Annotated in this window: 19 protein-coding genes and 1 pseudogene; 18 read left to right on the top strand and 2 right to left on the bottom strand. The window is 59.1% G+C overall.

The annotated features are described in order from the left end of the window. The 7 genes and pseudogenes from NKI08_RS26055 to NKI08_RS26025 all read left to right on the top strand — a co-directional run. Positions 1-418: pseudogene (locus NKI08_RS26055) on the top strand (succinylglutamate desuccinylase/aspartoacylase domain-containing protein); the annotation flags it as partial. 76 nt (positions 419-494) lie between these two features. After that, complete coding sequence (locus NKI08_RS26050; protein ID WP_352773275.1) at positions 495-1,742, top strand: methylaspartate ammonia-lyase; 1,248 nt, start codon at positions 495-497, stop codon at positions 1,740-1,742. A gap of 19 nt (positions 1,743-1,761) precedes the next feature. After that, positions 1,762-2,913, top strand: coding sequence for a CaiB/BaiF CoA transferase family protein (locus tag NKI08_RS26045; protein ID WP_352773273.1), 1,152 nt, complete (start codon positions 1,762-1,764; stop codon positions 2,911-2,913). Between the two features lie 132 nt (positions 2,914-3,045). Continuing rightward, positions 3,046-3,948, top strand: coding sequence for an HpcH/HpaI aldolase/citrate lyase family protein (locus tag NKI08_RS26040; RefSeq protein ID WP_352773262.1), 903 nt, complete (start codon positions 3,046-3,048; stop codon positions 3,946-3,948). Between the two features lie 128 nt (positions 3,949-4,076). Next, on the top strand, positions 4,077-5,003 hold the full coding sequence (locus tag NKI08_RS26035) for a LysR family transcriptional regulator (protein WP_352773260.1): 927 nt from the start codon (positions 4,077-4,079) through the stop codon (positions 5,001-5,003). Positions 5,004-5,207: 204 nt separating this feature from the next. Next, a complete protein-coding gene (locus NKI08_RS26030) occupies positions 5,208-6,641 on the top strand; it encodes an NAD-dependent succinate-semialdehyde dehydrogenase (protein ID WP_352773257.1) in 1,434 nt (477 codons plus the stop codon). Positions 6,642-6,648: 7 nt separating this feature from the next. Next, positions 6,649-8,193 carry a fumarate hydratase gene (locus NKI08_RS26025; protein WP_352773255.1) on the top strand — a complete coding sequence of 515 codons (1,545 nt, stop codon included), beginning with the start codon at positions 6,649-6,651 and terminating at the stop codon, positions 8,191-8,193. A 66-nt stretch (positions 8,194-8,259) separates the two neighbouring features. Here NKI08_RS26025 and NKI08_RS26020 read toward each other — a convergent pair whose 3' ends face one another. Continuing rightward, positions 8,260-8,409, bottom strand: a complete 150-nt coding sequence (locus NKI08_RS26020; RefSeq protein ID WP_352773253.1) for a hypothetical protein — start codon at positions 8,407-8,409, stop codon at positions 8,260-8,262. 277 nt (positions 8,410-8,686) lie between these two features. Here NKI08_RS26020 and NKI08_RS26015 point away from each other — a divergent pair, with 277 nt between their 5' ends. The 8 genes from NKI08_RS26015 (at position 8,687) to NKI08_RS25980 (ending at position 17,081) form a co-directional block, all read left to right on the top strand. After that, positions 8,687-9,184 carry an Lrp/AsnC family transcriptional regulator gene (locus tag NKI08_RS26015; protein WP_352773251.1) on the top strand — a complete coding sequence of 166 codons (498 nt, stop codon included), beginning with the start codon at positions 8,687-8,689 and terminating at the stop codon, positions 9,182-9,184. Between the two features lie 435 nt (positions 9,185-9,619). Beyond that, positions 9,620-11,422, top strand: a complete 1,803-nt coding sequence (locus tag NKI08_RS26010) for a ThiF family adenylyltransferase (RefSeq protein WP_352773248.1) — start codon at positions 9,620-9,622, stop codon at positions 11,420-11,422. Then, positions 11,419-11,916, top strand: a complete 498-nt coding sequence (locus NKI08_RS26005) for a Mov34/MPN/PAD-1 family protein (RefSeq protein WP_352773245.1) — start codon at positions 11,419-11,421, stop codon at positions 11,914-11,916. Before NKI08_RS26010 ends, NKI08_RS26005 begins: the two co-directional genes overlap by 4 nt. A 907-nt stretch (positions 11,917-12,823) precedes the next feature. After that, positions 12,824-14,230, top strand: a complete 1,407-nt coding sequence (locus NKI08_RS26000) for an aminotransferase (RefSeq protein WP_352773243.1) — start codon at positions 12,824-12,826, stop codon at positions 14,228-14,230. A 561-nt stretch (positions 14,231-14,791) separates the two neighbouring features. Continuing rightward, positions 14,792-15,520 carry a helix-turn-helix transcriptional regulator gene (locus tag NKI08_RS25995; RefSeq protein ID WP_352773240.1) on the top strand — a complete coding sequence of 243 codons (729 nt, stop codon included), beginning with the start codon at positions 14,792-14,794 and terminating at the stop codon, positions 15,518-15,520. Positions 15,521-15,610: 90 nt separating this feature from the next. After that, a complete protein-coding gene (locus tag NKI08_RS25990) occupies positions 15,611-16,237 on the top strand; it encodes an acyl-homoserine-lactone synthase (protein ID WP_352773237.1) in 627 nt (208 codons plus the stop codon). A 33-nt stretch (positions 16,238-16,270) separates the two neighbouring features. Then, positions 16,271-16,528 (top strand): transcriptional regulator domain-containing protein, encoded by a 258-nt coding sequence (locus NKI08_RS25985; protein ID WP_352746472.1) that lies wholly within the window; start codon positions 16,271-16,273, stop codon positions 16,526-16,528. 85 nt (positions 16,529-16,613) lie between these two features. Beyond that, positions 16,614-17,081 carry a DNA -binding domain-containing protein gene (locus NKI08_RS25980; RefSeq protein ID WP_352773235.1) on the top strand — a complete coding sequence of 156 codons (468 nt, stop codon included), beginning with the start codon at positions 16,614-16,616 and terminating at the stop codon, positions 17,079-17,081. On the opposite strand, the gene NKI08_RS25975 is transcribed toward NKI08_RS25980, so the two are convergent. Then, positions 17,060-17,368 (bottom strand): DNA -binding domain-containing protein, encoded by a 309-nt coding sequence (locus tag NKI08_RS25975; RefSeq protein WP_352773232.1) that lies wholly within the window; start codon positions 17,366-17,368, stop codon positions 17,060-17,062. The two genes, NKI08_RS25980 and NKI08_RS25975, sit on opposite strands and share 22 nt — an antisense overlap. A gap of 115 nt (positions 17,369-17,483) precedes the next feature. Here NKI08_RS25975 and NKI08_RS25970 point away from each other — a divergent pair, with 115 nt between their 5' ends. From NKI08_RS25970 to NKI08_RS25960, 3 genes are all read left to right on the top strand, one after another. Then, the gene (locus NKI08_RS25970; protein WP_352773229.1) at positions 17,484-17,729 is read left to right on the top strand and encodes a helix-turn-helix domain-containing protein; all 246 of its coding nucleotides are present in this window, start codon (positions 17,484-17,486) and stop codon (positions 17,727-17,729) included. Between the two features lie 206 nt (positions 17,730-17,935). Further along, on the top strand, positions 17,936-18,148 hold the full coding sequence (locus NKI08_RS25965) for a helix-turn-helix domain-containing protein (RefSeq protein WP_352773226.1): 213 nt from the start codon (positions 17,936-17,938) through the stop codon (positions 18,146-18,148). Positions 18,149-18,219: 71 nt separating this feature from the next. After that, positions 18,220-18,495, top strand: a complete 276-nt coding sequence (locus tag NKI08_RS25960; RefSeq protein WP_502899668.1) for a hypothetical protein — start codon at positions 18,220-18,222, stop codon at positions 18,493-18,495. Positions 18,496-18,542 lie beyond the last annotated feature (47 nt).

The raw sequence follows: 18,542 nt of genomic DNA, 5'->3' as shown, positions 1-18,542 counted from the left end.
CGCCCAAAGGCAGGGCAAGGTATTTGTTTGCGCTGAATTCGGCGGGGGCACGGTCGGCGCGGACAATCTCGCGATCTATGAGGCTGGAGTGCGCAACGCGCTCGTGGCGCTCGGGCTGGTCGAGGGCAAAGCTGAGTATCCAACGTTCCGCCATCAGAGCTCCGGCCAAACACTTGAAACGCATCCCTCCGATGAGTTGAAATCGCCTGCGCCGGGCATCTTCGAACCTCGCTGCTCGGTGCTGGATGAAGTGAAGCAGCGAGATGTTATCGGCATCCTGCATCCGATGGATTCGCTGTCCGCTGAGTCCATTGATATCCGAGCGCCTGGAGCATCCACCGTCTTGGCCATAAGCTCGGGGGTGCATGTCGACGCCAACAAAGTGGTAGCGCACGTTGCGCGGCCGCTGAAGATCTAAGAATCAGGCAGCTTGCGCCCTCGCGTGCCACTAGCGGAACCGATTTCAATCCCGTCCGGATAGTCGAGTGACCGAATTGCAGATCAAAGACGTCCTCCTTGCGCCTGGCAACGGCGCATTCTTCTATGACGATCAGGCTGCCATTAGGTCGGGCGCGACCCAGGACGGCTTCATCTATGTCGGCGAACCGACAACGCCTGGGTTCAATTCTATTCGCATTCCAGCATCTTCGCTTAGCATCGGGCTGGTCCTCGCCGACGACACCGTTGTTTGGGGCGACATGATGGGCGTTCAGTACTCTGGTGCTGGCGGACGCGATCCTTTGTTCGAAACTGCTAAAATCTCGAATTTGACCTCCCGGGTTGTGGCGCCACGGCTACTGGATGTCGATGCGTCTCGCTACCTTGATGCCTGCGCGCAGGTTTTCGAGCCCTTCGAAAACAAGCCGTTACCTCTCGCGCTTGAGTACGGCGTTAGTCAGGCGATGCTTCGAGCCGCGGCCCACCTCCAGCGCAGCACCATGGCAGAGGTCGTATGCGCTGAATTTGACCTGCCGCTGCCGACGCGCAGGATCCCGATTTACTGCCAGAGCGGCGATGCTCGCGAAGTCAATGTAGACAAAATGATACTAAAGGCCGTGGATGTGCTTCCCCACGGTCTGATCAACTCACGGCAGAAATTCGGTCAAGGCGGCCAGACCTTCATGGAGTTTGTGAAATGGGTCGCAACGCGCACGCGCGAAATCGGCCGCCCTGGATATCATCCGGTGCTGCATTTCGATGTGTATGGCTGGATCGGTCAGGAAATCGGCCTGGACGCGCAACAGATCGCCGATTTTATTTGCAAGGTTGCAGATACCGTCCCGGATTTCTTACTCAACATCGAGTCCCCGGCGGATTTTGGTTCGACACAAGCTCAAATTGAGAACTACGCCAAAATAGTATCGATTTTGGATGATCGGGGTTCCAGCGCACGTATCGTCGTGGATGAGAGATGCAACACGCTTGAGGATATTCGGCTCTTTGCCGAAGCTAAGGCCGCACATCTGGTTCAAATCAAAACCCCAGACGTCGGCTCGATCGCCGATACGGCGCGCGCTGTTCTCCTCTGCAAGGCGAATAAAGTAGGGGCATATGTCGGGGGGAGCTGCACTGAGACGGATCTCTCCGCCCAGGCTTCAGTCCACATTTCGGTTGCGACCCAGGCCGACATGATGCTCGCAAAGCCCGGAATGGGTGTCGACGAGGCATTTTCCATCGTTGGGAACGAACAGAACCGGTTGCTCGCGATCCTGAACCGTCGAGCAAGTAATAATGTTGGGTGAAAAGGGCGGTGTGTCAGCAATGCAGAACAGCCTTAAGGGGATCATCGTCGTTGCGGTGGAGCAGGCCGTGGCCGCGCCTTATGCGTCGTCTCGCCTTGCGGATGCCGGCGCCCGAGTGATCAAGATTGAACGGCCGGAAGGGGACTTTGCCCGAAGCTACGACAAGTTGGTTCGGGGGCAGAGCGCTTACTTCGTCTGGCTCAACCGAGGCAAGGAGTCGGTGTGTCTAGACCTGAGGTTGGAGGCGGACCGCGAGGTCCTCGACACGCTCATTGCCGATGCTGACGTCTTTATCCAAAATCTCAAGCCGGGCAGTATCGAAAAACTGGGTTTCGGGTCGGTTGATCTGCGTCGCCGACACCCGCGGCTGATCACCTGCGACATCTCCGGTTTCGGGGAGAAAGGGCCCTATGCCCACTTGAAGGCTTATGATCTCATCGTTCAGGCTGAAACAGGTCTATGCGCGATTACGGGCAACCAACAAGGGCCCGCGCGTGTAGGGGTCTCAGTTTGCGACATCTCGGCCGGCATGACAGCGCATAGCGCCATTCTTCAGGCGTTGTATAACCGCGAGGTCACCGGCGAAGGGACCGGCATTCAGGTGTCACTCTTCGATGCCGTCGCCGACTGGATGAACGTACCGGTTTTGCAACACGACTACAGCAGCTACCACACAGTACGCGCGGGCGTGAAACACCCGTCGCTGGCGCCATATGGCGCCTATCGTTGCGCTGACGGCAAAGAGCTCATCTTTTCGGTTCAAAATGACCGCGAATGGGTAAACTTCTGCGAGAAATTCCTGAAGCACCCGGAGCTTACGCGCGCACCTGGTTTCGCTGATAACATGGAGCGCCTCAGTCACAGTGCGGAACTTGATGAGGTCATTGAGAGGCGCTTTTGTGAACTGTCCTGCCATGAAGCGATGCGGGAGCTCGAGGCCGCCGGCTTGGCATATGGCCGACTGAACGAAGTGGGGGATGTTTCAAACCATCCACACATTCGCAGGGTCGAGGTTGGAACACCCGAAGGAACCATCGAGACGATAGCGCCGGCGGCGATTTTCAACTCCGAGCACCCCTCACTGCGCCCCGTTCCGGCTCTAGGCGCTCACACCGAGATTGTCCGCGAGGAAATCCTGGGGCGTTTGCGCGCGCGAGCCGCGTCTGCGTGAGCGCGACCGTTGTGGGTAAGGTTGGTGCTCTCGCGATTTACACGGACCGCGCATACTTCGGTCACCTAATCGCATAGGACACCCAGCAAGCCCACTGCCGCCACCCTGGCTAAAATCAACCGCAGAGTCCCTATGATCAAGAACATCGCTCCGGCCGTTGAAGGCGCGATCTCTGTAACACGCTGGAGATCGCTGCTCTTCGTTCCCGCCCACATTCCGCGCTTTGTCGAGACGGCCCATGAGCGAGGTGCAGACGGCTTCATTCTCGACCTGGAAGATTCCGTTCCCCAGGATCAGAAGGCCGAGGCGCGGCGGCAGCTTCCTGAATCCGTGGCAAAGGTGGCCCGCAAGGGTGTATCCGTTTTGGTTCGCGTCAATCGCGGTTTGCGCGACTTGGCGGCCGATCTCGATGCAGCCGTGATCGCTGGGGTTGACGCACTTGTTCTTCCGAAGACGGATTCGGGAGAGTGGGTATTGGAGATCGCGCATGCGGTTTCGGACCTTGAACGAGAAAGAAATCTTCCGCTGGGACGCATCCGGTTCCTTGCCCAGATCGAGACGCCGGGCGCCTTGCAAAGGCTGGCGGCCATTGCGACCGCGCATCCGAGGATGGTCGCAATGGCGCTTGGCCCTGAAGACTTCAGTGCCGCTGTCGGCGGCGCTCCGGAATTTGACTTGCTCCTCGCCCCGAACCTTGCCGTGCTTTTCGCTGCCCGTGCGGCCGGATTGCTCCCGCTCGGTTTCATCGGAAGCATCGGCGAGTTCTCGGACATAGATAAACTTCATGAAGCCGCGGCGCATGCGCGACGGCTTGGCTTCGCCGGGGCCTTGGCAATCCATCCGACACAGGTGGCCATTTTCAACGAGGCTTTCTCTCCAAGTGCACAGGAAGTCGAGTGGGCCCGCGCTGTTGTTGCAGCGGAGAACGATGCCGCCGCCCGCGGACTGTCTGCATTCTCGTTGGATGGTCGGATGGTTGATCCGCCTGTGGTGCGGCGCGCCCACGAAATCCTGGTTCTCGCCGGTAGCAACTGACCTAACTCCGGTCAATGGTCCGACCCGAGAACCTTTCCCTGCTGTGCGCAAGCAAGTATTACTTGCGGCCCATCTCGTTTCAAGATAAACGCAAAGGACTGGGGGAGTTGCCTCAGTTGGGTTAAGCCGTGGATATCAGGCAGTTAAAATACTTTGTCGGCGTAGTGGAAGCCGGCAGTTTCACGAAGGCCGCTTCGCTCCTGCATGTCGCTCAGAGCGCCCTTAGCCTCCATGTGCGTCAACTGGAGGAAGGCTTCGGCACTCAGCTGCTGGTACGCGACAGGACCGGCATCAGTGTGACCGCCTCTGGAACCAAACTGCTTGAGCGGGCGCGGACGATTCTCAGGGAAATTCGACTCACCGAGATGGAACTGACCAACACGGTGGCTTCTCCTTCCGGAGAGGTGACCATCGGCATTCCGTCCGGGGCCGCGCGTGTCCTTAGCGGGCCGCTGCTAGAATCGGCAAGAAACGAGCTGCCGAGGATCTCCCTTAAGATGATCGAGGGCATGACGGGACCGCTGGAGGAGTGGATGGCTGCCGGCCGCTTCAATCTGGCTGTCCTCTACCGCACTGCCGAGAGCGCGAGGCGGATGACGGTGCTGGCACGCGAAGAATTTTACTTGGTGGTGCCGCCGGGTGAACCGCCTTTCGAAGACGAGATACCGCTCGCCGACCTGCATGCGTTCCCACTAGCGGTTCCCATGCGCAATAACAATGTCAGGCGTTCGGTGGCTGATGTGGTTGCGCAGCACGGTTGTGCGCTTGACGTCAGATTCGAAGTCGACTCCCTTTCTACGATCATTAACATGGTCATGGAAGGAAAAGCGTATTCTATCCTTGCCCCGTCGGCCATTCAGAGGGAAGCCTCTCAGGGACAGGTCCGAACGGTTAAAATCATTGATCCACTGATTACCCGCTCCGTTGTGCTTGCCGTCAACCCCAAAGATGAGCAATCTCCCGCTGTCTCTGCTGTCCGCAAGCTGATCCGCAATGTCACCAGGACATTAATCGAGAGCGGGCAGTGGCCGGCCACGACTCCGGACCGGGCTTAGGCATATCCGTCAAACCGAGTCCCCAGTGCTATCACGCTTCCACGGCGGGCCCGAGCCGGCATCAATCTGGATTCGAGATGGTCTTGGGCGACATTCCATATTTGACCCGGCGTGACCATCGCGATGAACTGCAGAGAAGTGAGCCCATGGTCCGGATATCGGCTGGTCTCGAACGGGCAGGAATATAGTCAAGCGGAGCATGGGATGTCCAACGCCACGAGCTATCAGCTTTTCATCAACGGCAGATGGCGAGCCGGTGGTAGCGGAGCCACTCTGCCGGTAGTCAATCCGGCGACGGAGATGGTATTTGCCTCGGTGGCCTCGGCGACGATACCGGATCTGGATGAGGCCCTCGCTTCGGCAGAGCGCAGCCGCAAGGCCTGGTCTTCACGGCCTGCAAAAGATCGTGGCGAGATTCTCGTAGCAGCCGCCAGGATTCTGGCAGCGAAGGTTGAAGCGGCAGCTAGGGACCTGTCAGCAGAACAGGGAAAGACGATTGCCGAAGCAACAGGCGAGTACGCGCGCGCTGTCGAAACGCTGGAGTGGAACGGAACGCACGCCGAACAGTTGTCGGCCCCTATTCCGATGGGCCCGAACCGGATGATCGTCCCGGAGCCCCTTGGCGTCGTTGCAGCCTTTACGCCTTGGAACTACCCCGCCGTTCTCATCGCCCGCAAGCTCGCCCCTGCTTTGGCGGCAGGCTGCCCGGTGATCCTCAAAGGGGCTGAAGAGACACCAAGCGCAGCTGTCCACTTCGTTGAAGCCTTGCAACAGGCGGGTATCCCGGACGGCGTGGTCAATCTCGTCTTTGGCGTGCCGGTGCAAATATCCCGGCATCTCCTCAGCTCGCTGATCGTTAAGGTCTTAACGTTCACGGGCTCTACCGAGGTTGGAAAACAGCTCGCCAAGCTCGCTGCGAATAACTTGCAGCGGTGCATCCTCGAACTCGGTGGGCACTCCCCGGTCGTTGTATGCGAGGATGCCGACCTGGCAACGGCCATACCAGCAATTTCGGAATACAAGTTCGAGTGCGCGGGCCAGAGCTGCAATGCGCCTAGCAGGATCCTCGTCGCACGGCCTCTCTATGAGGAATTCCTGTCCCGGATGACGGAAGCCGCCCGCAAGATCAAGATCGGCCCACCGGACGACCCGGCGACGGAGATGGGGCCAATGGCAAACGCGCGGCGAATCGAGGCCATGCAGCGTCTGATCCAGGATGCTGTCGATCGCGGCGCCGGTATCGAAACCGGCGGCACCCGCCTCGACCAGCCGGGTTTTTACTGGCCACCAACCATCCTGACAGGGGTGCCAAAGGATGCGAGAGTGCTTCATGACGAGCCGTTCGGGCCGATCCTCACCGTGGCGCCGTTCGACACGATCGAGGAGGCGCTCGAAGAAGCCAACGCCACCGAGTATGGCTTGGCTGCCTACTTCTTCACCGGCGCCGCCGATGCAAAACGGGCGCTGATCGGCGGTCTTTCGGCAGGCGCGATCAGTGTAAATTACCTGAAAGGGGTTTCCGCAGATGCACCATATGGTGGCGTCAAACAAAGCGGCTACGGATATGAAGGGGGCGAGCAGGGATTGCGGAGCTTCCAAAGCCTGAAACTAGTCAACGGGCTTGGGTCATTCGGATGAGATTTCGGTGAATAAAAAAACACGAACCATTGCCGGGGAGGATATCACAAAGAGCGTCGCCGACGCCCTTCAGTACATCTCGTACTACCATCCCCCCGACTACATCCGGTACCTTTCGCAGGCATATACTCGCGAACAGAGCCCGGCGGCGAAGAACGCCATCGGGCAGATACTGCTGAATTCCCGCATGGCGGCCTTCGGACGACGCCCTATCTGCCAGGACACCGGTCTCGTGGTGGTCTTCGCAAAGGTCGGCATGAATGCCCGCATCAAATCAACGGCCAGTTTCGCTGACCTGGTGAATGAGGGCGTCCGTCGGGCATATCTCGACCCGGACAACCCTCTCCGGGCATCCATCGTTGCCGATCCGCTTGCCGGGCGGGTGAACACGCGGGACAACACACCAGCAGTCGTCCACGTCGACCTTGTGCAAGGTAACCAGATTGAGATCACCATCGCCGCAAAAGGGGGCGGATCGGAAAACAAGGCACGTTTCACCACCCTGAACCCCAGTGCGTCCGTTGCCGACTGGGTAGTCGACACCGTTTCGACGCTGGGCAGCGGATGGTGTCCGCCCGGCCTGATCTCGGTCGGCATCGGTGGCAGCGCTGAAAAGGCGATGCTGCTTGCCAAGCAGGGCATGAACGAGCCGATCGACATGTCGGAACTGATCGCCAGGGGACCGTCAAACGCGGAGGAGGCGCTACGGATCGAGCTTTATGAAAGAATTAATGCGCTAGGCATCGGTGCTCAGGGCCTAGGCGGCCTGACCACGGTCGCGGACGTGAAGGTTGCTACCTATCCTACACATGCCGCGTCGAAGCCCGTCGCGCTCATTCCGCAATGTGCGGCCAACCGACACCTGAAGTTCACCTTGAACGGCTCGGGACCCATCAAGCTCGAGCCACCTGACTTTTCCGAATGGCCCCAGATCGGTCATGAGGATTTGCACACAACCGACGTCCGGCGGATAAATCTCGATGCGCTCACGAAGGAAGACACGGCATCCTGGCGCTGCGGAGAAACCCTTCTTCTGTCCGGAAAGATGCTGACGGGCCGTGACGCCGCCCACCAGCAAATGATCGATCTGATCGATGCCGGCAAGCCGCTCCCGGTCGATCTGCGGGGACGCGTAATCTACTACGTCGGACCGGTCCGCGCGGTAAGAGATGAGGTCGTCGGGCCGGCTGGCCCGACAACCTCCAGCCGTATGGACGTTTTTATTGAAAAGATACTCGCCGAGACTGGGCTATACGCGATGGTCGGCAAAGCGGAGAGGGGCCCGGCGGCCATCGAGTCGATTGTCAGTCACAGAACGCCCTATCTCATCGCAGTGGGTGGCGCTGCGTACCTGATTTCAAAATCGATCAAGGCGGCGCGGATCGTGGCCTTTGAAGACCTGGGCATGGAAGCCATCTACGAATTCCAAGTGGAGGACATGCCCGTCATCATGGCTGTCGATGTTCAGGGAAACTCCATCCACAATTCCGGACCGCTTGAGTGGCGTAAGCGCATGGCCGCCGACAGCATAGCCTGCAGCATCGGCGTATGAGTCTTCCGGGCTGCGCGATCCTCCCAGACTCTGGCGCCGGCCTTTGGATCGCGACGGTAACACAAACTACATTCTGGGGTTCAGCTCCTCGGCGATCCAGATAAGAAAGGCCTTCATGTCGCTCTCGATGCCAAACGTCAGACGTAAACACTGCATCGACCTGCCGGCCATGGATCGATGCTCGGTGCTGCCGAGGTTGCCAATCAGGTCAAGCACCGGAGATACCAAAATGCGCTATCCATTTACGACGAGGTCGCCGCCGACAGGCGATCACCCCTCTCCAAATGCGTCCACGCCCGGTTAGGGAGGGGCAATAGCCCAACTGTTCTATAGACTTTCTGCTTGGATCGCTCTCAGTCACCTGACTTCGACAACCTCGCAGTGAAGCTTTGCAGGCCGAAGACGAGTGACGCCCATTATTCGTTCGCTTCGATCGATGATGGAATTGGTTGGCATTAATTGCGCTGCGAGTACCGCTTGAGAGCAAACGGTCATGAAGCCGAAACCCGATCTTGTACGACTAGACGCCTGGGATGTCCGGATTCTCTCAGAGATCCAGTCAGATGGTCGGATTTCGAAAAGCGAGCTCGCAAAGCGTGTTCACCTTTCGGCGTCGGCCTGTTCGGAGCGGCTCCGCGTACTCCAAGCCGCAGGGATCATTGAGGGGTTCTACGCGCGACTAAGTCCAGCCCTCATGGGGGGCATCATCTCTATAATGGTTGAGGTGGTTCTGGATCGCCATCGTCTCGAGGACCAACGGCACTTCGAGACTGCGATCCAACAGATTCCGGAAATCCTGGACTGCTGGGCCATCGGGGGGCGGATCGACTATTTGATGCGCGTTTCATCTCCTTCCATGGCTGCGTATCAGGATTTCATGGAGGGACTCCTTCAGGCAGGATTGGGGATCAACCAATACTACAGCCTTGTCGTGACGAAACCAGTGAAAGCCAATTCACCGATTCCGTTGTCCTCCTTCAAGCGGAGATGAACTGAAGCGGTTTCGTCGGCAATTAGCCCCGATTCCGCGAATTCATCGGTCAGATACGCACATTTCCGCGAAATTCGAGAGGCCGTTGCGCATATAACGAGCCAGTCGACCGAGTGTTCCGCGTCAATTTTTCGGGCGAGAGCAACCAAGCTTTTGAGCAATTTAGTCGGAGATCCGAAAAGTTCTACGCCCAGGATATGAGCTCAGAAGCACATTATTGCCAACAACCGTTAACTGCCGGCCCTGCGACAAGCTGACAGAGTATGTGGATATGGAGGCCAATTATGGCTGGAAGACCCGACAACCCCGGAAAGGGACCACCAGATAATCCCGGAAAAGGACCGCCTCACGGAGTGCCTTCCGGGCCGCCTCACGGTGTTCCGAAGGGGCCGCCTGATCCGCCCATACCCCCGCCGCGCAAGGTGGGATGAGAGGATGGTTGATCCCGATTCATCCATGACGACCCCGGCGCAGCCAGTTCCCCGCTGGGAGAAGCGTTATCCGGGGCGGCTTAAATACGAACTCGACGCGCTGCACGCCGCCGGGATAACGCCTGAGATTGACGAGCCGGCCCTCGCTGCCGGGCGATTGTCGCTCACATTCGACTGGCCGCTCGATACGGCGACGCCCGTTCGATTGCAGGCTGTCTTTCCCGACGCATACCCGCACTTTCGGCCTCAGGTCTTTCTGCTCGCCGGCCTGGACCCCCCGCCCGCGCGCCACCGCAGTCCTATCGAGGGCAATCTCTGCCTGCTCGGCCGCGACACCCGGCAGTGGACACCGGGCTGGTCGCTTTGCACGTTGCTCGAAAAACAGCTCGCCGACTCCGTGCGTGGTACCGGTGAGGAAGACCAGCAGGGCGAGCCTGCCGAATACTGGTGGAACAACCTTGGCCGTAATTCCGGATCTTATTGTCTGATCGACAGCGGCTGGGATGTCGGCGACACCTCGCAGGGCACATTGCAGCTGCGTTACATCCAAGATCAAACGGTCAAAGTGGAGGCCGAGAACGGTCCAATCCATATTCCGGCGGTCAGGGCCTATGTCGAAGAGGTTCGCGCTGAGGATGGCCAAGTGCTTCACCAATGGGCGGGTCCGCTCCCAACCGACCTGGCCGACGCGAAGAATCAGCTGGAAGTTCCGTGGGTAAGATCAAAAGACACGATGCTGCCCGAACCTCAGCTCGACGCACAGCTAAAAAGGCTCCGCCAAGATTACTCATGGCTCCAGCGTACCCGGCCACGAAAGTACGGTTCAGGTCTGAAGTTTGACCTCCGCGCACTCGTCTATCCGAGCGAGCTCGCCTTTGGTGAGACGGGCCTCGGCTGGTGCTTCGTCATGGTCTTCGGTCATGCGCACGGCTTTGAGCCGAAGAAGAACAAAGCCCCCAAATCACTGCGTATCACGGCGTTGCCCGTTTTTCGCGCCGGGCCGGGCGACATTGGCTGGCGCGTTCCGGCCGTTGCATTCCTCAAAGACAAGCGGATCCTTGTCGTCGGTGTTGGCGCCGTCGGCGCACCGGTAGCGATCGAACTTGCTCGCAACGGATGCCGCACCCTCGATCTCGTCGAACATGACATTCTTGAGCCCGGAAACACGATCCGCTGGCCGCTGGGCGCAGCCGCCTGGGGTCAGCGCAAGACAGACGCCTTGCAGGCTTTTCTCGCTCGCCAGTATCCGGCAACCGAAGTCCGTAGCCATTCGCATTTTATAGGTATTGCGGCGCAGGCTCTGAGCGATCCGGGTGACGACGATATTCTCGACTCGCTCATCAGGGACGCCGATCTCGTTATTGATGGCAGCGCTTCGCACGGCGTTACAACGCTGCTGGATGACCGCTGCCGAAGCGCAGCCGTTCCCCTCATAAGCATGTCCGCGACGCCGACGCTGGAGGGCGGCACCGTTGTCCGGCACGTCCGCGAAAGCGGCTGCCCGAATTGCCTTTTGCACGCATGGCACAAGCACGAGATCGAACCCCCGCCAGGACAGGATGCCGGTGACGAGGCCCTGACCCAGCCGGCGGGGTGCAGCGAGCGCACATTCACCGGTGCCGACTATGATCTGCAGGAACTTTCGCTGCAGGCGGTGAGGCTGGCCATCGATACCCTCTCGGGTAAGGCGGACGAGGATTCGGTCGTGCAGACACTCAGCTTTGTTGATGATGAACGAGCGCGCTGTCCGCCGCGCTGGCGTGTCGATCCGCTGCCAAAACATCCGGAGTGCCGGGGCGGGCATTGATTTTGCCGGATGTCGATGTCTGGCTGCCTAACACCGTGACTCAGGAATGCGCGGTTGAAGCCGACACCAAACTCCCATTAGAGACCGGCGGCACTTTCATGGGCTGGTGGTTGAATCCTGATACCGCCGTCGTAACCGTCATGATTGGTCCCGGACCCGGCGCCCTTCACGAGCGCTTCCGGTTCCAGCCGGATCAGCAATGGCAGGTTGAGCAGATTGCCGCCCACTATGAGCGTTCGGGTCGCCGCGAGACTTACCTCGGCGACTGGCATAGCCACCCCGGCGCTTCGAGCGGCGCGCTGAGTTGGACCGACCGCGGCGTCCTCCGCCGCGTTATCGCCACGCCAGAAGCGCGCTGCGCACTGCCGCTGATGATGATTCTATGGGGTTCTTCCGGGACATGGCAGCTGACAGCGTGGCGAGCACAAACGGTGCCGCGCGTGGTGCTCTGGGACAAGCTGCATCTCGATCCGGTGCAGATAAAGGCCTTTTGAAATCTCCGAACACGCGACCCCGCGGCTTGATGAAAGGCATGACCTGACATCCGCTTCGTCAGGCGATGATCCGGCAAACCTGCGCGAGGCACGGCCTGCCCGACAGCGTGGGCTGCAGCGGGTGGTCGCAAACGGCCGCGCCCGCCGGCGTGGACCATTGGCTGCTCCTGACCACCCATGCGGCAACCTGCTCCGTCGGGGCCAGGCAGATTGTCGCTTGTACACGCAGCGCTGGCTCCTCGAGCAGTTCTTCCGAGTAATGAAGACCCAGGGCTTGAAGATCGAGACGTGCAATCGGGACAGATGGAAGCGTCTACTGCTGTGGGGACACCGGTGTCGAGCCTTGGCGAGCCCGTCCAAATCTATGCGAAAGAAGAAGTGATGTGAAGAGTGGACCTTCTGCTCGATGAGGGGACTGCGGGCGGTCTACTCGGGCATGCTTCCCCTGCCGCGAGACTCAGCGATCCCAACGCCTTCCAACGCTGCGAATCTGCTTTGAGAGGGGTCGCAATCCTGAATAGCCCAAGGCGTGACGCCACGGCGCATCACCATATCCCCGAAGATATTCTGGCGACACGAGAACACATCGCGGAAGTTCTGTTGGGCTGCTGGATGGGGGCCTTCGGACAGCGCATCTCGTAATACCAGTCCCCCGGGGTTTATGCGGTACCTTCGCAGACATCCGCCGACGAACAGAACACGGCGGCGGCCGCACTGATCCCCTTATGCGCCGCAAGGAGAAGGTAAACTCCAGAAACCTTGGTTTCACTGCGTTCGAGGCCGATTTTCGCGAATTCGTCGGCTAAAGACGTGCATTCCCGCGAAACTCGAGGGTGTTTGCGAGTATGCTTGTTTTCAATAGGCGGCTGGTTGAGTGTCTTCTGCCTACCGCTCCCGAGGAGGAACTATGAGCTTGAGCAATTTGGGGACTGAGCAGCTGCGGGAGAAGGACCGAAGCTTCGTCTTTCATCCGTCTACACACTTGGCCAAGCACAGCCGCGGCGAGACGCCAAACCGGATCATGGCCGGCGCAGAAGGCGTCTACATCTGGGATACGGAGGGTCGGAAAAGTCTCGACGGTTTCGGCGGGCTCTATTGCGTCAATATGGGATATGGATGCACGGAGATTGCCGAGGCTATCGCCCGGCAAGCGCAAGAGTTGCCGTTTGCCCATGTCTATGCGAGCCAAGGCACCGAGCCAGTCGCTCTCTTGGCAGAGGCCGTGGTCGAATATTTCGGACAGAACATGCGACGGGTCTACTTCGGTCTTTCCGGCTCCGACGCCAACGAAACCAACATCAAGCTGGTGTGGTACTACAACAACATTCTCGGGCGCCCTGAAAAGAAGAAGATCATCTCGCGGCATCGCGGATATCACGGGTCAGGGCTGGTTACAGGTAGCCTGACAGGCCTCGCTTTCTTTCACGATTTCTTCGACCTACCTTTGAATTTGGTGCGCCATACGACGACGCCACAATACTATCGCCAGGCGCGTGACGGCGAAAATGAGGAGGCGTTCTCCAGGCGCTGTGCCAACGAACTTGAAGCCCTTATCCTCGCTGAAGGCCCAGAGACCGTTGCGGCCTTCATTGGAGAGCCGGTACTTGGGACCGGTGGCATCGTTCCGCCTCCGAAGGGATACTGGGCTGCGATTCAGGGGGTGCTTGACAAGTACGACATCCTTCTTATCGCCGATGAGGTGGTCTGCGGCTTCGCGCGAACCGGTGAGAAATTCGGTTCCCACCTCTATGGCATGCGCCCGGATTTCGTAACCATCGCCAAGGGCTTGAGTTCCGCCTATCTGCCTATCTCCGGCTCGATTATCGGTGACCGGGTCTGGTCGGTCTTGGAACAAGGGACGGAAAAGCACGGGCCACTCGGCCATGGCTGGACATATTCTGGTCACACGCTTTGCGCGGCGGCTGCGCTTGCCAACATTAAACTGCTAAAGGAGAGAAACATCCTGGAACATGTTCGGGATGTCGGACCGTACTGGCATGCCCGCATGAAAGCCGAACTGGAGGGACATCCCATTGTCGGCGAGGTTCGCGGCGTCGGCATTCTGTCTGCCGTGGAACTGATGCGGGATCCTAAAGGGCGGGTGCCATTTGAACCCGGACTTCAGGTCGGCGTGCGCGCCGCCGCTGCTCTGTTTGAGAATGGTGTCATCGGCCGGGCTATGCCGCATGGCGATATCCTCGGCTTCGCCCCACCTCTGATCATTACCCGAAAAGAGATCGACATCATCGTCGACGCGACCGCGAAATCAGCCGATACGACCTATCGCGCGCTGAAGGCGGAGGGCGCGATATGATCTGACGTGACCGATGACGCCTCCCACTCGGATCGACCAGGATATCACCTCCGGGAGGCCCTGTGGCGTCATGAGCTGGCGCGCGCAAAAAATCCGCTTCGCTTTCAAGGCAACTTGCATGGAGGGTGTGCGAGCCGATGCCGAAATGCGACGCAAATCTCGAAACACAATACGCCTTCGCGTCCGAGACGGCAACGTAGGCTGTTGCAAGAATTGTAGAGGTGACGCTCTCAGAGACGGCCGCCGATGTGCAAGCTTCCGTGAGGTTGAGCTCCTCCATAAAGAGAGTCTTCAACCGCACGCAAACAGACACCCCGACCGTAAGGAAGTACAAACCCAAGGATGACAACTGTCGCCTGCTAAGAGATGGCGCTGGAATGAGGTCTCCGTGTCGATAAGAGCGCCGTCGAAGCACATATCGCCCTCCCAAGGCGCACCGGCCCGGCACGGAGCTCAGTCTCCTGCCGGGCCTTCTTTCTTCAATGGCTGCGCTTTGGTCTACCCGTCTGGGCTCCGATATGTGGGGCCAGAAGCCGTGGGCAAACTCACTGCAGTTTAGCTATGCAAGACGTTTTTCATAGATTTGTAGAGCAGATCGCAGACAGCGCTGACGCGACGGACCTGCGCAACGCTCTGGGCGAGATTGCCTCTTCGCTCGATTTGCCGTCTTTTGCCTATCTTTTCCCTTCGTCTGGCAAGGGCCGCAAGGTGCGCCTGATTTCCACCTACCCTCAATCCTGGACATCTCACTACCTTCACAGTCGGTATGAAAAGATTGACCCCGTTATCCATCAGGCGCGTGGTGGTCAGGAACCGTTCAACTGGGATGCGCACGGTCCTGATCTCGAACTATCGACGCAGCAGCGACAATTGATGGATGAGGCGACGCAATTTGGCATTCACTGCGGCTTCACGATCCCGATCCATGACAGCACCGGTACTTTTGCAGCACTGACCTTCGCCTCCGATGAAAGGCGACCACCGTTCTTTCGCCTGATTGATCGATATGATCGCGTGCTGCAGCTCATCGCGGTCTTCTTCCATCTTCATGCCTGTCGCAAGCTGGCCGACGGCAGGACCGTGGCTGGCGTTGCCCTATCGCGAAGGGAAATGGAATGTCTGAAGTGGGCGGCTCGCGGCAAGACGGCGTGGGAGATCGGCCGCATCCTTGGGATCAGTCGGCGCACCGCGGCCTTTCATCGGGATAACGCCAGGGATAAGCTTGGAGTGAAGACGGCTATTCAGGCAGCTGTTCGGCTTGCACTGTCCCGGCCATCTCTCTTCACCTGATCTCCGAAACCTGGGCACATACACAGGTTGTATCAGCTCCGGCCTTTGCCTTCAATCGCAGGTGTTATCCATGCGAGGGAGAAGGCCATCATGATGCAGTTGATCACGCCGGATTGTTACGCTGAGTTCAGCGACGAGCTCGAGCAGATGCATCGCTTGCGGTACCGCGTTTTCAGGGATCGACTTGATTGGGACGTTTCGTTCAGCGGTGGCTTTGAGGTCGATCCGTTCGACGCGCTTCGTCCCCATTACCTATTGCTGCGTGCGCCCGCCGGACGCATCGACGGCTGCGTGCGCCTGTTGCCGACTACAGGACCGACGATGCTGCGCGATAGCTTCTTCGCTCTCCTTGCCGACCGTCCAGCGCCGGAAGATCCGCGTGTTTGGGAAAGCAGCCGTTTTGCGCTTGATCTGCCGCCTTCCGCGCCCAATCAGGCGGGCATCGCAATTGGCACCTACGAGCTGTTTGCCGGAATGGTTGAGTTTGGTTTGTCACGCGGTCTGCGCAGCATCGTCACCGTAACCGATCTGCGCATAGAGCGCATCTTGCGTCGCGCCGGCTGGCCACTCGAACGGCTGTCCGATCCGCAAACAATTGGCAACACACGCGCCGTTGCCGGATATCTCGACGTCTCGAGAGAGAGCTTGGAAGCCCTCCGTCGCAATGGCGGGCTCAAGGGCCCGGTCCTGTGGACCCCGGTCATTAAGATCGCCTGAGCCTGCAACCCAACCCTTTCTGGAAATAATGCAATGGACGAAACAAGACCTGGCCCTGCGTGGCCGGACTGGCAAGATGATGATGCCTATGGCTATGTCGAGCGGCTGACCAGCCGAGGCTGGGCCTGGGAATTCCTCAGGCGCAATCCGGACTTCCAGAACGATCTGGCGAACGCGCTGCGCCGTGCCGAGCGTACGAACGCCGGGGCCGTGGACATAATCAGCCTGCCGTCGAACACTGCCGATCTTTCGCGGTGGGGCCTTTTGTTTTGCAAGCTCGAAAGCAAATGATGCGAGCGTCTTCTGGTGCCCCCGCCAATGTCCGCATGTTTTGCCCCTTGCTGCCGAAAGAGCGGCGCGGCCTGGCGGGATCGACGTGCTCGATCTCGCCGCGCGCTCCTGCCGCATCTCCATACTCGTTACGGGAGACGGGCATCAGCACGTCCTTGTCGAGGACAATGGCAGGAGCTTGCAGTTGGCTGCTTCAGGCGTCAGCCTCCTCGAACCTGTGCGATTGACTTCCTCCGTCTTCTGGCCGCCTGAGGAACTCAAGCAACGCCTGAACGGGATGGAATGTCTGAACGGCCTCCGTTCGACCGGAAGGCTGAAATCGGGATTCTTTCCAACCGAACCCCGTCGCACGCGGTTGCGCCGAGTCTTGCGTGCGCTCGATGGCTCCATCGCTGGCGCGCCACACCGCGAAATCGGCCTTGCCCTGTTCGGCAGAGCCCGCGTCGAGCAGGACTGGGCCGACCCCGGTGACCATCTTCGCGACAGCGTCCGCCGTGCAGTCAGACGCGGGCGCTGGCTCATGAACGGTGGTTATAAGCGTTTTCTTCTATAACGACTGTCACCATCAGGCCTTTGGCCAGAGAACAGCTCTTTGTACCCCGCCACCACCAGCCAGTGGGCGCGCGCGAGATGGCTGCGAACCGCCCTTTGGGCGCGCGCTGGCTCTTGCACTGGATCGATGCCCAATATCGCCTGCGCCATCTCTTCTTCGCTCGCATTGTCGGCGCATGCGTCAATGAGCTTCAAATATGTCGTGAAGTGTTCATCGTCGTAAGCGGTCAGGCTCTCCGCCCATGGGACCTCGTCGGCAACAGCAGGTTGGAACAATCTGTCTACCATTTCATGTCTCGCCTAAGACCTATTCTGCGCCCGCGCACGGCACAATATCCCAAAATGGGATAATCCGAAACTGGGATTAGTCGGTGAGCCGGTTCCTTCTTGGCCGGTTCGTTTGATGCCGAAATCCCTTCGATCAGCTCGCCAGCGCCGGCTTCTGAAACGGCTGATTGCGGCACCCAAAACCAAAGGAGTCACCCAGGCCCAGGTTGCTGATATGCTGGGCCGCCCACAATCCTTCGTGGCCAAGTACGAGGGTGGTGAACGTCGGCTGGACGTAATTGAGTTTCTCGACGTTACCGAGGCTCTCGATATCGATCCTTGCGAGCTTCTGGCACAAATGCGTCGCTCTCGTGACGTGTAGATGGCGTTCCGCTTACATTGCTCAACAAAAGTCCTCAACAGGGGCCACGTCCACGATCGGCGCATTCGGTTCAGAGTGTAGCACCGCTGTCCTATCTCCGATAAATCGGTTCCGCGCAGCCGCCCGCGGGCGGATTGAGACCTCCGATGCGGAATACATAGTTAATAAACGCAAGATGCCTAATCCGCTGACTCGGGCGGACGGACATGCGCCAGTTGGTCGGAGGAAATGTGCAGAGGTTCAGGCTGAAGAACCATCTGACGCAGGAGCAGCTTGCCGAAATCCCCGGCTTCAGTCAGCAGTACATAAGCGGTTTCGAGAAAGGTCGCAGAAATCCGACGATCGTCACGATCTACGAGTTGGCACAAGCCCTCGGCGTGAGCCACATGGAACTCGTTCGGCCCGACAAACAGGCCTGAGACTTTCGGGGTCTTTTTCAATCAAGATGACGGCGCACCGATCGCCCATGCGAGGGCGTAGAATTCCGACCATGCGCCGCTTCATACCGGTCAAGATAGACGACAGCCAGCCGGCATTGCAACTGGTTGACGTGCGACAGGCTGATCCGCAATCGCACGCCACTCGCCAAAGCGATCCGCAACTATCCGACAGAATATGGGCTGATCGCCGCCAAAGAATAATGCAGATCGAACCGCTGCTCGAGCGTATCTTAGCAGATGGGACGCTGCCGGATTGGCGGCGGGAGCTGTTCGCGCTTATGCTCAAGAAATATGCGCGAGATGTCGAGACCAGATTGATAGCTTAGCATCGGGCCAAGGAGTGCAGACAGCGCCTGGCGCCACTCCCGGTATC

It is taken from the genome of Mesorhizobium sp. M0768 (assembly GCF_040320195.1).
Lineage (GTDB): Bacteria > Pseudomonadota > Alphaproteobacteria > Rhizobiales > Rhizobiaceae > Mesorhizobium.
Note: the sequence above shows the minus strand (reverse complement) of the source record. Positions and strands in the feature narration are given on the sequence as shown.

What these genes read in the sequence shown, in the direction of transcription:
- NKI08_RS26045 (WP_352773273.1), top strand. Translation starts at nt 1,762, where the DNA reads ATGCAGAACAGCCTTAAGGGGATCATCGTCGTTGCGGTGGAGCAGGCC.
- NKI08_RS26040 (WP_352773262.1), top strand. Translation starts at nt 3,046, where the DNA reads ATGATCAAGAACATCGCTCCGGCCGTTGAAGGCGCGATCTCTGTAACA.
- NKI08_RS26030 (WP_352773257.1), top strand. Translation starts at nt 5,208, where the DNA reads ATGTCCAACGCCACGAGCTATCAGCTTTTCATCAACGGCAGATGGCGA.
- NKI08_RS26015 (WP_352773251.1), top strand. Translation starts at nt 8,687, where the DNA reads ATGAAGCCGAAACCCGATCTTGTACGACTAGACGCCTGGGATGTCCGG.
- NKI08_RS26010 (WP_352773248.1), top strand. Translation starts at nt 9,620, where the DNA reads ATGGTTGATCCCGATTCATCCATGACGACCCCGGCGCAGCCAGTTCCC.
- NKI08_RS26000 (WP_352773243.1), top strand. Translation starts at nt 12,824, where the DNA reads ATGAGCTTGAGCAATTTGGGGACTGAGCAGCTGCGGGAGAAGGACCGA.
- NKI08_RS25995 (WP_352773240.1), top strand. Translation starts at nt 14,792, where the DNA reads ATGCAAGACGTTTTTCATAGATTTGTAGAGCAGATCGCAGACAGCGCT.
- NKI08_RS25990 (WP_352773237.1), top strand. Translation starts at nt 15,611, where the DNA reads ATGATGCAGTTGATCACGCCGGATTGTTACGCTGAGTTCAGCGACGAG.
- NKI08_RS25985 (WP_352746472.1), top strand. Translation starts at nt 16,271, where the DNA reads ATGGACGAAACAAGACCTGGCCCTGCGTGGCCGGACTGGCAAGATGAT.
- NKI08_RS25975 (WP_352773232.1), bottom strand. Translation starts at nt 17,368, where the DNA reads ATGGTAGACAGATTGTTCCAACCTGCTGTTGCCGACGAGGTCCCATGG.
- NKI08_RS25970 (WP_352773229.1), top strand. Translation starts at nt 17,484, where the DNA reads ATGCCGAAATCCCTTCGATCAGCTCGCCAGCGCCGGCTTCTGAAACGG.
- NKI08_RS25965 (WP_352773226.1), top strand. Translation starts at nt 17,936, where the DNA reads ATGCGCCAGTTGGTCGGAGGAAATGTGCAGAGGTTCAGGCTGAAGAAC.
- NKI08_RS25960 (WP_502899668.1), top strand. Translation starts at nt 18,220, where the DNA reads ATGCGCCGCTTCATACCGGTCAAGATAGACGACAGCCAGCCGGCATTG.